This window comes from Nitrosospira sp. Nsp18, from assembly GCF_900103145.1.
Taxonomy (GTDB): Bacteria; Pseudomonadota; Gammaproteobacteria; order Burkholderiales; family Nitrosomonadaceae; genus Nitrosospira.
This window is the reverse complement of the sequence record NZ_FMWY01000001.1, coordinates 126,096-142,199: the sequence shown is the minus strand read 5'-3', so window position 1 is coordinate 142,199 and position 16,104 is coordinate 126,096. Positions and strand designations below refer to the sequence as shown.

Below are 16,104 nucleotides of genomic sequence, written 5' to 3'. Positions count from 1 at the left end.
ATTACCGATCCAACCAAGCCTCTTCGGTCGGCGGTACAAGCACGCGACCGGTAAAGCCTGCGCTGGAATAGCCTCTCAGCACCGTCTCTGAAATTTCACGCAGTGCTTGCGGCTCACACAAGGCCACGCACGCGCCACCAAAACCCGCGCCCGTCAGGCGAGCCCCGTATACATGAGGATGCGCCTGCAATAGCACTACCAATTGATCCAGTTCGGGTATGGAGACCTCATAATCGTCGCGAAGGCTGGCATGCGACGCATTCATCAGGATACCGAACTCCGTTGCATCATGACAACTGGCAGCCAGCAACACCCGGGCATTTTCACTGACGACGTGGCGTACCCGGCGGCGCAATGGCTCAGGCAGAATGTCCGCAATCGATATATCGCTGACATCGCGAAGCGCAGCCACGCCAAGCCGCCTCGCAGCCTCTTCGCATTCCGCGCGGCGTCGATTGTAGCCGCTCCCGGCAAGGGTGCGGGCAATGCCCGAATCGAGTACCAGCACCGTCGACGCTGGCGGCAACGGAACCAGCCGTCGCTCCAGCGTACGCGTGTCGAGAAACAGCGCGCATTGCGTTCCGGCAAGGCTTGACGCCATCTGGTCCATGATGCCGCAACGCACGCCCGCATATTCGATTTCCGCCCGCTGCGCGAGCTGCGCCAGGCACACGTCGTCCAGTGACTGGCCCGTAAGGGCACGTAAGGCACGTAACGTGGCAACCTCCAGCGCCGCGCTTGACGACAGGCCCACTCCCATGGGCACATTTGACTCGATGTGGATATCCAGTGCTGGCGCAGCGATGCCGGCAGCACGCGCTTCCATGAGGCAGCCATACACATAGGTCGCGAAGTGTTCCGCCGGCAATGCGTCGAGCTTGAAGCGAACCTTGCTGCCGAGTATTTCCGAATGCAGCACGTACTCGTCCTGATTATTCCGCCGCATGCTGACGCTGGTCTGCTGTTCGATGGCGATCGGCAACACATAGCCGTCGTTATAATCAGTGTGTTCACCTAGCAGGTTGACACGGCCTGGCGCTTGCGCCGCTACCTCGGGCGGGCGCCCAAACGCTGCCTCGAAGCCGCCCATCATACTTCCAGGAGTGTTTCGAGCCATGCCATGAAACGCATGAGCATCCCGCCGCTTAGGAAAAGCGTTCATTCGAGAGTCACCTCGATTTGCTGAAGCTCGCGCGCCTTCTCTTCCGGCAACGCGTCCATCGCAAAAAAACCCGCTGCAATTTCAGTTCCCGCCAAGTATTTTATCCGGTCCCAAGTGCGATAAGGCGGATAGAACTCTGCGTGCAAATGCGATTCAGGATGCGCTTCGCCATCGGTCGGCGCCTGGTACCAGGCCATCAGGTATGGAAAAGGCCTTTGCCACAATCCATCATACTTCAGCAGCACGGTCTTCACCGCCCGGGCCAGATCAGCACGCTGCTCGCCCGTGAGCTGAATGAAGTTCTCGACCGGCTCGATCGGGGCGATCCATACCTCATAGGGGTAGCGTGCGCATACCGGAACGAACGCCACCGCATGGTCGCCTTCATAAAGCATGCGCACCCTCGCGCTTCGCTCCGCGGTGATGAGATCCTGCAGTATCCCGCTACCTTTGTCTGCATGGTACCGTTGTGCCTCCTGCTGCATCCCCGCCGGCACTGGCGGCACGACCGGGTAGGCGTAAATCTGGCCATGCGGGTGGTGCAAGGTCACGCCAACTTCCGCACCCCGATTCTCAAACGGCAGCACATAGGCAATATCGCCCCGCTGGGCCAGCCTGGCTGTGCGCTCTCCCCACACTTGCATCAGCAATTCGATGTGCGCAAGCGGCAGCACGCCCAATGACGCGCCCGCATTCTGCGTGAACACCACCACTTCGCAATGCCCAACCGCCCGCGCGGTCGGCACGATCAACGAGGGCGGCTCTGCGCTGGGGCCGCCGAGGGAGGGAAAGCGATTATCGAACACTGCCACATCCCAGTCTCCTGCCGGCACCTCGGTCGGGTGCGCAGGATCGATGGTCACGCCCAACGGATTGTATTCAGGGGGAGGCAGAAAGGTGCGTCCTTGCCGATACGCAGCGTAAGTCACCCACTCACCGCGCAGCGGATGCCACCGCAGATGCGGGCTCGCGTTCAGCGGTTCCACAAATGGGCTCGGCGCGGCAGTCTGCGAATCAAACGGCCGACGTCCATAAAGCGTCATTTTACGACCGTCCGGCTTGGTAAGATCAAGCGAATACATCAGACGCCTCCGGGTATGTGGGTACGCGAAATGCATGTCACCTTCGCGATTTCCTCAAGGGGAATCTTGGGCGCGCGGTCTGCGCAGAGCAATCCATTCGCTTCCTGAAAGGTATCGGCAAACTGGGTGTAGCAAAAACCGCTGAAGAGCGCGGTATGAATCACCGCATCCATCAGCTCGGCATACATTCGCGCAAATTCGTTTTCGTCTTTGGCCGCAGTGTAGCCCCAGGTGTGCTTCACGTCCGGCTGCGTGCACTTGGCAAAAGCGATGCCCCCGAATTCGGTCAGCATGATCGGCTGGCCTCGATGCGGATAGCCGTCGAGCGTAAGAATCCGCCCACCCGGCCGCCGCCGGTCGAACAGCTGATCGGGCTGAATACCGGCACCATAACGCTGACTCAGGTGTTCGATGTTGGCATCGTAATCGTGAATGCCGATAATGTCGGTCGCGCTGCTTTCCCATCCGTCATTACCGATTACCGGACGGGTGGCGTCCAGTGTTTTCGTGAGGTGATACAGCGCTTGGACCGCGTGCCGCTGCTTCCCGACGGAAGCAAGTTCGGGCACGCCCCAAGATTCATTGAAAGGCACCCAGACAATCACGCAGGGATGGCTGTAGTCACGCTCGATGACCTCTCCCCATTCGCGAACTGTCCGCTTGATGGCGCTGCGCGTGAAACGATAAGCAGACGGCATTTCCTCCCAAACCATGAGTCCCAGCGTATCTGCCCAGTAAAGATAGCGCGGGTCCTCAACCTTCTGGTGCTTGCGAACACCATTGAAGCCCATGGCTTTCGCTAGCTCCACATCCCGGCGTAACGCCTCGTCGCCGGGCGCCGTGAGCAAGGTGTCGGGCCAATAGCCCTGGTCAAGCACGAGCCGCAGCATGTAGGGGCGCCCGTTGAGCATGAAGCGGTCACGCAAAATATGCACAGAGCGCATGGCGGTGTACGAAGCAAATTGGTCCACCACCTCTTCGCCATGCATGAGCCGCACCGTGGCATCGATCAACGTAGGCCGCTCCGGGCTCCACAGCAGTTCGTTGCGAAAATCGTCGATACCCGGATCGGACAGTACAATAAGTCGGTCAACCTGCCCGTCCACCACCTGGTAGCGGTCATGTGCGAGCAACTGCTCGCCATGGCGCAGGCAGACATCGACGGTGAGATCGTCGGTTGATTCGCCTATGACACGCGCCTCAAAACCAATGGCATAGTGCGGCACCTCGGGAGTCCAGCGGATTTTTTCAATGTAATTGTCCGCTACCCGCTCGAACCAGACGGTCTGCCAGATTCCGGTCGTGCGCGGGTACCAGATGGAGTGGGGTTCGAGTTGCCAGTCCTGCTTGCCGCGCGGCTTGGCAAGTTCATGCGGGTCGTCTTCCACATGTACGGTGACCGTCTGGTTGCCGGAGGGATGAAGCATGTCGGTGATATCGGCCCAGAATGGAGTATGGCCGCCCTCGTGGGTGATAGCCAGACAACCGTTAATCCATACCCGGGCGTTGTAGTCCACCGCGCCAAAGCGCAGGATAACTCGCCCGGTAGAGCGTGGGCAGTCGAAGTCCCGCTCATACCAGCAAAATGAGTGAAAGCCGCGATCACCGATACCGCTTGCTTCCGATTCGGGCGGGAAAGGTACCGTGATCTCCAGAGGCCAGGACTTGATTTGAGACGGCAGCGCAAATTCGCCCGCGTCATCAAAACAAAAACGCCACTTGCCGTTGAGAGAAGTCCAGTTCGAGCGCTGCATCTGCGGGCGGGGATAGGCGAATTCCAAGGCATTCCTCCTGCTGCTGGCATCGCGAGTACAGTTATTTCTTGAAAACCGACGGCGGCCCAAATTGCACCGTCTATGTTTAATGTTGCTTCGAAGGCGCTATGGGTGTCTGGTCACACGACCGCAAATGATATCGGTTTCACAAGTTATCAAATAGCGGAGGTTTCTTTCTAATTTTACCGTCGCAGGAAGAGAATTGAAAATTCGTGCTGCCCAGCTTTCCAATATTTATTATTGGTGCAAATCCCGGATTGCCCCACATCATATTTAGACCCTACATGTAGCAGAGCGACGATAACAACAGGGCGTCAAATTTCAGATTAGCAGCAAAAAAGATGGTTAACAAGAATAAAGCCGGTACTACTGCGGCGATTGAGTTTTATGTACAGGAGAGGCGACGATCCAACTCATGGGCAATCACCCGAAAAAATGTAGGCGGGTAGTCGTTGCTGTCAGAAGAAGTGTTAATACTGAGCGGGGCATACGCGGGTTGTATGCTTGGATTATGCGCTTGGGTTGGCGCTGGCCTGCCGTACAACGCACTGCTCATCCGCTGACATCTTACCGATATTTACTGCACCGCATAAGCTTCGGTTTGGGATTCATGGGCAGTAAGCCGCTGCGCCTCTTCCGGGCGCTTCGCCTCGATTACGCCCACCGCTTTCTTGTCCATTAACAGCACATAGTCTGCGGGGCCGATATCCGTCTGGTATTCGCGCACCGCCTGACCGGCGCCGGCGTTCAGGTCGATTCTCCTAGCTGACTGAACCACCCAACCCGCCTGCGAGAGCAGCGCATCAATGTTGTCGCGGGCCTTTCGTTCGGGGTTCTGGTTTTCAGTCATCGCTACTGCAGGCTCGGCAAGTTGGGCTGATTGGGAGGCTTTCTACAACTACCATAGGCCAGGCCTCATGGCAGCCTACGCGGGGAAAAACCGTACGAGCGTCTAGTCGAAAAAATGCGATAATTTTTCCAGTCAGCCGAGGTTGTTTTTATCACAAATTATCATATTTCTTGTTGTTTGGTTTCACCTTCGATAGTCTGCCCCTCATGTTTGATTGTGGTTTTCTCCTCACTTCTTAGTCCTGTCTTAAAATCTTTTATGGCACCCCCTAAGTCACTACCAATACTTCTTAGTTTTTTAGTGCCAAATATCAATATAACAACCAATAACACAATCAACCAATGCGATATCGAGAGAGAACCCATTTGTTTCTCCTAACAGGTCGAGCTAAAAAAGTGTTGCAGAGATGAAAATCCTTCTAAAAGGAGGCCACACTCCGATTTTTCAGTAACCTTCGCGTGCCTAAAGGTGATAATCATAGCCTCACCCTATTTCGTCAAGGTACAGAAAATCGAAATATTTTGGAATTGGATTAATACCCCCCTTTTTGTCAGCCGGCGAAATTTCTTCTTCCAGAATTGCAATTCTATACTTAGTCCACCTTAAGGAATGCTCGGACCTAAAGACGGCGGTCCAGTAAGTCCGGCCCTCTCGGACTTGTGGTTGCGCAAGTATCGTCTCTTCCGCTTCCCAGATTTCTAAGTTATCTATTGATGCGGTTCCTCTTTCTAGAGAAATAGTTACCTGACTCGTTATATTCGGGTACGTAGAGGGTTTATCTGACTCCGGTAATTTTTCGGAAATCACGGGAATTGCAGCAATTCCGTGAAGCGTAACTGTCAACTTGCGATCATCTTGGGCATCACGTTTGACTATTGCTTCCCGATCGTCTAGCAACCCGTGGTGATCTAGCATGACAGGTTTCGAAACTTCACAACCTGCGATTGAGTGGGGTTGATATCGGACGACGGCCAAACGTATCATAGCCCGTGCCACATTAGAAGGGTTAATCACATGAACAAGTACCTTCCATGGCTGACCTATGCCGGCACATGTTGGCACAAATGGCACGATGTCAACATCAAGGGGAATAGGGGGCGGCGCGCCGGGTGTCGCAGGCGTTTCTTGATCGGGAGTGATTTTTACTGGGACACGTTTACCCATTCCTTCGCCTGCAAGATGGTTTTTACCAAAAAAAGTTGGGAGGTGACTCAGTGTAGACGCATGTTCGCGCGCGGGGTCTGCTCCCCAGAAGGAGGCAATATTTCTGTACTTTCGTGATACTTCATCGAAGTCACCCCTAGCTAAACCACCGGGTAACAGAACCACCCCCAGTTGTTCGTCCTCGCCAGAGCTCCACCAATCTCGCTCCAATTCAAGAAGGAATGCGGCTGTACGCCGGCGTGTTAAAGAATTTGACGCGAGCTTATGACTAAACGCAAACGCAGGTAAAACCGGCTCCAATATAGTAGGCGGAAGCGGTGAGCGCGTACTCAATATCTCGATTCGCTCGGTGACGTTTGAAGAACTGGTAAAGAATCGGTAATCATCGAATCTCTTGTGCTGATCAGCATCAAATCTGCTTGGCGCCATACCAATTGCTCTAGTATTCCACTGAATCACACGGTGGCGTGTATCTTTGAAATCATGCTTCAGTACAACGTCGATATCCAAAGGGGGACGCCGCACAACGTTTTGCGACGATTTATGCTTCGATGAATTTTGCTCCGAGGCTCTCCATTGCCCAACCGTCGCGCGGCGAGTTCCATTAATCGTCATAAAGTCCTTGCTCGGAGAGCGTTGACTCATCGGCAACTGATCAAGTGAATCAATGTAATGCTGCCACGCAGCAATAATTTCCAATGCACCCGTCGAACCTGGAGCAACTTCGGCACGCACATTCCCATGTATCTTTGTTTCGTCTTTTTCGGGTTTAGCGCCATCAATTCTATTCACTACGAGTTGGTGTATGTTAGGTCCCATTGTTGGCACATCAACAATATGCTCAAGTTCGATCTCGGTAACCTCGGCAATGGTCATAAGAATTTGCGGGAATTCTGACCATTGCAGCTGGCGGTTACTAATATTTTTTTCCTTTATTTCAGCGTCTAACAATGCGGATAACCCATGAACTTTCGTTAAGTAAAGTGTATCGTCGTTCAACGGAATCGCAAGTATCGTCAAACGCTCGCCCGGCGGCAAACTAACCTTAATCTTACCTTTTGCCGCATTTACGGCGCAGCAAGCAGATGATTGCGATGCTTTTGACGCATGAAGAGACAGCTTGATGCCTCTCGCATAAGGCCATTTGTTGTTATCGTACAAATGGCAGTCAAAAACAGTCGGAAGATTGTTTTCTGAATCGGAAATTGCGCACCAGGTGCCTAGCGCTTGACCACTCTTTCGGCCAACAAAAAATCGAATAGTCGTAACAAGCGGGTCAGGATGGTAGGGATTTGGAGATTTCTGCCGTCCTAGCCGATGTCGCCAAATAACATCTGGGTCGGTAGAAATCTCTGGATTAACCGTAGGATTTAGAGGACGTGAATCGATCGGTTCAAGCGAGTAACCTTCGAAGGCTGATTCCCAAGGTTTAACGTCATCACGAAAGACGCCATGTTTCCAGCATTCCAGCACTGAAAGCGACTTAGGTAATATCCACCGTTCCGACCGATGTTGCTCTTTAAGGTTGTTCGAAGATGAAGTTGCTATGACGAGTCGTCGCGTTGTTTCTCTGGGCCACCATTGCCCACGAATTGGCTCGTCAACAAAAGCACATATTGGAGCACACAGCTTTTCCCATCTGCGGAGGATAAACTCCCCACTCGTGAAGGCGTGTTTGTGTAAAAGGAACTTATTATTTTCCCGGAAATTTTTTCCATAATATCGCTCCGCAGCCTCCGCTAGATTTATAAGGCAACTCCCATCGCTAAATACATACCGAATACCAAAAGCGAGTTGGAGTCCGAACCGAGGGTGTAAGTACGATCTGGGTTCTGCGCTGACGGTTTTGCCGAGTGTCGTTTTTGTACCTTTAGGGTGAATACTTTCCATCGCGCTTCCGAGTGGATTCCAGCGTGTCATTTCTCCTCTAACTGTCGATTCCACAATATAGCGATCGTTAGTTTTCTCATAATTATATGTTCGATACTCGGAAACCCATAAGGAATCGAATGCCTCATCCCTTTCCAGGTCCTGTGGCTTGCGCTCCAATTCTTTGAATGCTTCATAGGTAACCAGTCGCTTTCCGGCAGCGAACCACGTCACTTTTTTCTGTCCATCGATTTCTTCTACAGCACCGACATCTAGTCGAGTACCAATTATCAAATCCTCAAGGTATAGGCAACGCTTATTACTATTCTGAAAATCATCCCGCCTTTTTTTGAATGTCTTGACTCTTTCCATTAAATGAATAGCAACGTCGTCGGAAGTAATAGGCGGTGCTACAAAATGTTCCCCACTGTCTGCATTCCACGCGGGATTCGCTTCTATTGATCGGTTACGGGCATCAAGTACCGTCGTGGTTATCGATAGTGATGCCAAATCAGCATTAAAGTCGGTAGCAACAAATTCGCCATCCTTAGCGCCGAGTCGCATAAGTCCGCATGGATCAAAAACAGAATTTTCCGGGTGTTCTAGGGGTTCAGATGCCGGTAAACCATGACTAGTAACTGCGGTGAATACTCCAGTGGATGTTATAAGCAGCGTAGAAACATTTATATTCGTCCATATAGCCTCAACTGCGATTTCGTCGCCATCCCGGAGTTGGACCGGAAGTGGCAAAAGCATATCGAACACAAGCCCAGCGGGGGCCAACAGCCCTGGCTCTGCTTTTAACATTGCCAAGCGATTAATGGCACTTCCCTCTCTTGCTCTCAATGCGTCCTGTACGTTCGGAGAGATGGCACGCGGAATTGTTGTAAGCAACTGATCCATCGACGCGTTCAATTCAGGACTGAGGATCACGTCAATCTTCAATCCAGACGGCACCTCTGCAATCATGTTATAACGGGCCTTCAATAGCTCTGCGCCAAACTCGGTCAAGACTGATATGCGATCGCCATGAATATTTTGCTCTTTGTTATCCTGGTTCTTCTCGATGGACCGAACATGGGGTCTAGCGTAAGCGTTTTCTGCCGCGTTTAAGAGCGTAGTGGCACCATAGTCACTGTAGTCTTTTTTCTTTACCTTATCTCGGGTGCGTTCTTTTAAGCTCGGCGCGGAGGTGTTGAAGACCTTGTTTAGATCTCCCGCAAACCCGACGAGATATGAAAGGTCCGTTTGTTCCGGGGATCCCTTTTTCCATTGTCCGGGGAAAAGATCGTCGATACTAATAAATTGGGACTCAGAATCTGGTATGACCGTGTTACTTCTACTATTTAAGAGTGTGCGCTGTAGCTGGGCTCCCTGGACTCGTCTCGCAAACCTCATCACATGGACCGCAAAACTCCCCGTACACACCGGAAAAAACTTTTCCGTTTGCAGAAAGCTGGGCGCCGAAGCGGCTATGCGCGCCGTTTTTTGATCGAAAACCGTCTCCCAGATCCCTGTATTTAAATAACCCTCGTTAATTAGCTCATATGAATCGCTGTTAGCTAATACATTAACGCCTCCTTGCTTAATCACCAGCTTGAAACCTTTTAATTGCAGCTTGACGAATTCCGTCCAATTGACTGAACCAATTGCATTACTATCAGGGTCGATTCCCGCCAAGATCGACACCCGCAATCTTTTTTCTTGCAATCCCTTTGGAATAACAGTCCACTTAACTCTCCACTCTTTATCGGTGTCCAAAGATACCCCCATTTAGGTACTGTTGTTCGGGTCAAAAATTCGGTTTTCAGTCTGTGAAGTAGTGGTCGAATTTGTCCCACATCTTGGGATCCAGAAACAAAGACTTAAGTGGTTCGACGGGCTCTTGCGAAGGTTCATTTATCAAAATTTGGTTTGTGCTCATTTGAGCACCTTTCTGTGCATAGTCTACTGAGTAATTAAGGGTCCATTCCACAGGCCAACATCCTACCTTTACACTAAACTCGCCATGCCCTACAACACTAGAAGATTGATACTCAAGACTCAGTGTGAGGCTCACTGAAATAGAGACAATACCCAATACCGTAGCGCTGCCAAGAACGATAAAAAATCCGGTTAATGCGAGTACATTTGCGGATTGGCTTATGATGACCCCAACCATCACTTTTCCCGTTCCCTTAACCGCAACCAGTTTAAAGACTCCACAAAGTCCGTAAGCAAAAGAAGCGTCCATACGCACTAATCTATCCCCGGCAGTTTCTATAACGAAATGTGCACGACCCCCATACGGCATAACCGTCAGTTCACATGGATGTTCTCTACTTGAAATTGCAAAACCAAATGTCGTTGCCCCTCCATCGAATGGTAAGTTTATATAAGCGTCCAGCACAAAATTTTCGAGTACCATATTGGCAGTCGGATAGTACTTCTGAGTAACGCGATATCCTGCCCGCACACCTGAGATTGTAGGTTCAGCATAAGGTCCACTCTGAGCTTGGAATAGATCCCCAAGTGTTTTAACCCAAGATAGGGCGTCAGAAAGCGTTATGGTCCCTATATCAGGGCTACCGAGCCGGGCAGTTCCATTTTCAACTTTAAACTCTAGGGCTTTAATAGGAAGGAATAAAAAGCCCAATACGTTAATACGAAAGTTCTTAATTGTTCCCATCATTCGCGTCGTCGACGCGCCGGTTAGTAAATCAAGTTCGATGAGCGCATCCAGCTTTAAATCAGCAGGTTGATTATCAATCAATCCAGGGCAAAAAAATAAATAACCCTCCGTCAACTCTCGGCAGAATGTGTTACTGACCGATCGGCGCGATGGCACAACTTTCTCAATTGCCTTTTTCAGCTCATCACGTAGAAGTTGCAGCGCTTCATTCGGCAAACTTACCGCAAGTGATTGCACATTTTGAATCGTTCTTTGCCAAATCCCAACTATTTTAGAAAGATGGTCGTTAATTAACGTCGGGCGGTTAACACTATCCAGAGGAGAATCCTTCTTAATAAAATTGACGATCTGCGTCATTGCCTTCTGCATCTCTTCTAGGTCACTCACAAGCCCCTGAAAAAGTTTGTTGACGGAGTTATTTGTCTTAATAGCGTCAATGGCCTTACCAAAAAGGTCAGTAAACGTTTCCAGTAGAATCCCAGCATTTTTTATGATCGTATTTGCAAAAATAGCAGCTTCATCTGAGAGATGGCGCACGGAAGGTAGCTTTTCTCCCACCCCCCTCTTTGCAAGCGGATACACAACCGAGATCCCACCGCTCAGTGAGCATATCGTGCCTATCGCCTCTAACCGAAGAAACGGAGCTTGCATATCGGCGGGCTGAGATGGCTCAAGTACGTTGCGTGTGATTTGTTCAAGACGTAATTTGAGTTGGGTTGCGTTGGCTAGACAGTCAATAACGCGTTTGTAGTTATTGGAAACCAATACGACCTTGATTTTTTGGACTTCATGTTCAAGACTCTCGCCCATTTTCAGGGAATTGACGAAATTCCTAATGCGTGCGAGATTTTCGGCTACGGAACCGGGTGAACCTGATAATGGAAGCTGGTCAGCGAATTCCTGTATTGTCTTTATTGCGCGCGAGGCTTGTGTCAAGGCGTTGCCTGATCGAGCTAAATTTTTTTCATTTACCCCTTTCTTAAGCTCAAGAATCTGATCTGCCAAAACGATAATTTGTGGCTCAATCTGCAAGAAAAACGAGCGGTACGCTGAGACGGTGGATTTCTGAAGCGTGTCACGAAACCTTTGATCAATCCATTCAAACTTTGTAACAAGGGCTTGATATACAGATCCAATTAAATCTTGCAGATCTCCGCCGAGAGTACCGAATTTTGTGATGCAATCCGAATCTAACTTCTCAATATCATCTGTTATCAGTGAAAGCTCACTGGCTAGCGCATCGTATTTGCTTATTAAAGCAAGCAGTCGCGTAAAAATATCATTTGCGTCAATTTTTATGTTCTGGTCAACCTCGTGAAGCAGAGCAAGAAACTCCCCAAGGCGACGTTTCACCTGTTCTTCAAAATAAAATAAGAGTTTCCTCTTCAATTCTTCCCGTGTCGCTTTAATTGCCTCATCTAAAGCAGCGTGGGCCAGAGCCAAGATTTTTCCGAACTCATTCCTAAGACTGCCAATCGCTTTTGCAACCTCAAGCAAAGCTTGACCAAACTCGGGCGGCAGGAATAAGGCTGGGTTGGCGAGCATGTCATCGACGTCATGCTGGATGGCGCGCAAAGCTGCGCCTATATCACCGATATACTTAACTGCCTGGACAGGATTCGTTTCTGAACTGATGCGGATGCAGATCGACTCTATTGTTTCAATTCGGTCTAAAATCTTTTGGATTGCTTCAGATAGTGCTTCTGGTTTTAAGTGTTTAGGATTAAGCCGTTCCTTCAGTCCCCTGGCAATTTGCTGAACATCGCCTGCGAACTCACGGGCGCTCGTGAGCGCGTCCGCGCCGATTGTCTTTAGTCCATCGCTGACCTTTTCCACAAATGCAGGAGCACCTTCTAGGCCAGCAGCTGCCAGCAACCGGCTTATTGGTATGCTTCCAAACAGCATTGCCCCTGCCGCGTCAAAAACGGCTGGATCAACTGAAAGAGATGTTGAAGACTGCTCTTTAGCACGCGTTGATGTTATCAACCGTTGGTTCGTTGCACCATCGATGGCCCCGGCCATGGTGCCCGGTAACCCAACAAGTCCCACTGTTCGAGAAATTGCGCCGACTAACAGATTAGGGGAACCGATACCGCCACCACGATCAGCTTTGGACGAAAAATCTAGTGTCACCGGATTAACAAGTTCAAGAAAAATCTCGCCCTGCCCTCTTCTCACCGCTTCTTCTTTTGGCATATGGCCAAGCGGAAAACCATATTGCCGATAAGACTCTGCAACGCGAACCATGGTTAAGCAATCGCGACCGCTTTGTGTCAATTGCTCGATAGCCGGAACTTCAATTAGCGCTTTATCCATAAACGGAAAAAGGGGCGGCTTTCTGCTTGATTCAAGTACGGCCGTGTTAACCAAATCTTTTCTCAGGGCTAACCTTACATCCATTAATTTTGTTGGAAATGAAGTGTCGCCGATTTCACGGCTGGCCGCATATGCAACCTGTGAACCACCCATATCAAACTTATATTTGAATTTTTCCTCAACTTCACGTCTTACATTGTTGTCATCTAAATTTAGTTCCCCGGTAGTCCAGTTCACGAAATTGTTGAACACGTCCTCGCACTCGATAAGATCGGCTTCACTGTGGGCAACCGTGTTGTCGAGAACTAATGCCGCGCCTTTGCCGACACGTTGTTGGTCTCCATCTATTTCAAAGCGGAACATCAGCGGCTTACAGTTAATTCGCGGCACAAAGACCGATTGACTTCGAATGCCTTTAGGCCCAGTAAGCGGTGCATCGATTTCGATACCGGTTCCCGGTTTTACATCGAGTATTTTGATTTTGCTGAATGGCCATGTAAAACCCCTATCCGGGGCAAGAATGGGATCATAGGTAACTTCGATCGCGCTGAATAAAAGAAAGAACTTTTGCAGAATTGGTGAGTACACGCTTGTACCGGAGAGCATGCGTTCCTCACGAGCTGATCGTCGAACGATACTAATTCGCAATTGATAAGGCGCCAGAAAATCCTTATAAACCGGCTCGTCTAAATGATCCCTGCCTTCTGACGATTTATGTGTCCATTTTTGAAGGCTAAATGCAAAGGGAATCAACGCAGGTGGATCCCATTTCCCCTCCCACGACGCATAGCCCCCAATTGCCGAAAGCGCGAGATACGATGCGTTCAAAGGTTGGGGTTGATAAATTCCTATGTATGCCGCTTCATTTTTATTTATACTGAAGGTCGTCAGTGTTGAAGATACATTCTCAGGTATTAAGACATTTTCGGTGCCCGGGAGTGCCTTTTGCCCCCATTGAGATGTAAGCCAAACCAGCTCTATCCGATCCCTTATGTCAAGTCCTGATCGCCATTCATCATATGGTTTGTTCGGGTTGTTTCGGTCAAATTGATTGTCTGGGAAGTGGGGAGGTAATTCCTTCTTCGCGTAATAATCGAACCATGGGGTAGCGATTGCTCTAAGCGGAATGCCATTTTTCAGTTCGGCCCCAATCCCGACTAGACCACGTAACACGAATAATTGGTGAAAGTTGTTGTGCGCTGATAATTGGAAATGGTTTGGAATAAAATTTGCTTTTTCATTCGGTGAGAGATGAAGACGTCTTGGTATCTCAAGATTTGTCGCCCTTTGAGGTGCGTCTGATTTGTTTCCTTCTGATTTACTTTCTTTCTGGCTGCGCGCGTCCGGTACAATTTCTATTACCCATAAGCTTGAATCGAAGAAAGTCTCAAGCGAGATGTGGAGCGACTTTAGTTTCGAGGGACTAAGCCCTTTTTTAATTGTATAGCTGAGCCATGATTCTCCCGCCGCATGTGTTTCGGCAGGTAAATTATCCGCAGTAAATTCGGTTGGCAGACGTAACTCTACTTTCCTTGCATAAGCTTTCTCGATATGTTCTTGCAGAGTCGTCGCATTTGCAGCATCGTGGAGAACCTGCTTCTTGACCCACTCTGGAGGAGCCTTTCGGGCTTTCGTAGGCTCTTGCATACCTTTACTTGATGGAGGTTCATAATAACTGCGTTCTTCTACCGCTTGAGGAGGAAGGATGATTCGAAGAAAAGTAGAATCATTGAAACGGAATCGTGTACGCCCCCATTCTTTTATGATTTTTGCATCCAGAAGCTCCATTCGTAAAAAAAGCATGTCAGCTGGGCGACGGAATTCTATTTTAATTTTTTGTGCCGAGATTTCATCGCAAAGCCATTTTAGGGCGTTAATAGCAGACTCTTTTTTATTAGGAATAAATTGAATGCGGACGCTCAAGTCACGCGATGTGGGTAGCGCCAATGAATCGAGCTGCATCGCGCACAGCAAATCGCACCCATCATCCGTAGTATGCGCGGTAATCGAGGTTCCTTCTGTAAAGGGCCGCAGTGTTAGCTTTCCATCTGCAAAAGCCACAACACCCTTACCCGCCCGTCCTGAAAATGCGAATTCAGGCGTGCTGTCCGCATGCACCGCTTTGATGAGTGTCGGAGTATATGCAACTATACGTGTGGACGATTCTGCTTGAATGGATTCAACGAATGATGGAGCGGATCCTCGTACGACCACGGCGTAAGAAACTTTTCTCCCTAAGTTTTCCGCAACTTCAATATCGACGCTATTGGTAATGGTGGCTCCTATCCGAAGCTGCAAATCAGGAAGGATCAGTGGATCTCTAGCTTGAGCCAAATTGGTGAAAAAACTAACTAACGCGCGACTTGGTCGTGCATCTTTATTTGCCAATAACTGCATCTCTGCTAGATGTTTCAGATACTTTACATGTTCAAAGTGGAAGGGCGAACCGATCGCCTCGATTTGGCCTTCTCCAAAAATATCGAATTCAAATGAAGGATGGCCCAGCACGGCGACACTATTTTTCCGTGCCGTAATGTGAGTCACTGAAGGAAACGATGTGAGAAGACTGGATGGGACTTGGGGCCATGTAACTTTGGCTTCATTCGCTAACCACAGACCTAATAGGACAGGCACCGACACTCCAAAGACGCGGTGATCAAAGCTAATAGTGGAATTAAGACCGTTAATCACCACTCTACCAACAAAGTCAGCAGAAACTCGCAGGCCCGGATAATAGGCGCCTCTGAGCCGTATTGTGAGCAATCTCCCGTCTTGTTGGGTACTTATTGTTGGTCGTCCAGCAAGCCAGCTCGCGTCTAGCTCCCAGAGAATGTCGTCCGAAACGAGAATTCTGGCAACGCTGGTTCCTGCGCCCTGAGTAAGTAGGCGAGATATTCCAGCTTTTGAAGTGGTCGCCGCGAGTAGACTCAAAGCCGCGGCAGAGCTTAAAAATTGCCGCCGCGATATACGTAGGCCGCGTTGTGTAAGTCGGCCGGGTATATCTGACGTTCCACCTTTAATTGAACAGCTTACTAAGGCGGCCGAGTTAAGATAAAACAGCTGCTTCTTTCCTCTCATCTCGTTCCCTCCTTATTCAACCTAGGTGAAGTGATTTAGAACTGGTTCGAGCCAGCTTATTAAGATAAATTTTGACTCAACTCATGCATCGAATAACTTTGAATGAACTGGCTTGTGGCGCAATATCAGGGGAGTCA

At 49.9% G+C, this 16,104-nt stretch carries 7 protein-coding genes; all 7 read right to left on the bottom strand.

Annotated elements, in window-relative coordinates; translation table 11 throughout:
• Position 1: 1 nt before the first annotated feature.
• The 7 genes from galK to BLS94_RS00600 all read right to left on the bottom strand — a co-directional run bounded on the left by galK (position 2) and on the right by BLS94_RS00600 (position 15,967).
• A complete protein-coding gene (gene galK, locus BLS94_RS00630; RefSeq protein ID WP_256325222.1) occupies positions 2-1,162 on the bottom strand; it encodes a galactokinase in 1,161 nt (386 codons plus the stop codon).
• Positions 1,159-2,244, bottom strand: coding sequence for a galactose-1-phosphate uridylyltransferase (galT, locus tag BLS94_RS00625; RefSeq protein WP_090957325.1), 1,086 nt, complete (start codon positions 2,242-2,244; stop codon positions 1,159-1,161). The genes galK and galT overlap by 4 nt, the downstream gene beginning before the upstream one ends.
• Complete coding sequence (locus tag BLS94_RS00620; protein ID WP_218124711.1) at positions 2,244-4,025, bottom strand: glycoside hydrolase family 2 protein; 1,782 nt, start codon at positions 4,023-4,025, stop codon at positions 2,244-2,246. Before BLS94_RS00620 ends, galT begins: the two co-directional genes overlap by 1 nt.
• A gap of 571 nt (positions 4,026-4,596) precedes the next feature.
• Positions 4,597-4,869, bottom strand: a complete 273-nt coding sequence (locus BLS94_RS00615) for a hypothetical protein (protein WP_218124710.1) — start codon at positions 4,867-4,869, stop codon at positions 4,597-4,599.
• Positions 4,870-5,030: 161 nt separating this feature from the next.
• A complete protein-coding gene (tatA, locus tag BLS94_RS00610; RefSeq protein WP_090957324.1) occupies positions 5,031-5,234 on the bottom strand; it encodes a Sec-independent protein translocase subunit TatA in 204 nt (67 codons plus the stop codon).
• Positions 5,235-5,352: 118 nt separating this feature from the next.
• A complete protein-coding gene (locus tag BLS94_RS00605; RefSeq protein ID WP_143021626.1) occupies positions 5,353-9,663 on the bottom strand; it encodes a hypothetical protein in 4,311 nt (1,436 codons plus the stop codon).
• Positions 9,664-9,709: 46 nt separating this feature from the next.
• Positions 9,710-15,967 carry a hypothetical protein gene (locus tag BLS94_RS00600; RefSeq protein WP_143021625.1) on the bottom strand — a complete coding sequence of 2,086 codons (6,258 nt, stop codon included), beginning with the start codon at positions 15,965-15,967 and terminating at the stop codon, positions 9,710-9,712.
• Positions 15,968-16,104: the final 137 nt, after the last annotated feature.

Bases quoted from the DNA above. Each gene is read 5' to 3' on its own strand.
- galK (WP_256325222.1), bottom strand. From the start codon at position 1,162: ATGAACGCTTTTCCTAAGCGGCGGGATGCTCATGCGTTTCATGGCATG.
- galT (WP_090957325.1), bottom strand. From the start codon at position 2,244: ATGTATTCGCTTGATCTTACCAAGCCGGACGGTCGTAAAATGACGCTT.
- BLS94_RS00615 (WP_218124710.1), bottom strand. From the start codon at position 4,869: ATGACTGAAAACCAGAACCCCGAACGAAAGGCCCGCGACAACATTGAT.
- tatA (WP_090957324.1), bottom strand. From the start codon at position 5,234: ATGGGTTCTCTCTCGATATCGCATTGGTTGATTGTGTTATTGGTTGTT.
- BLS94_RS00600 (WP_143021625.1), bottom strand. From the start codon at position 15,967: ATGAGAGGAAAGAAGCAGCTGTTTTATCTTAACTCGGCCGCCTTAGTA.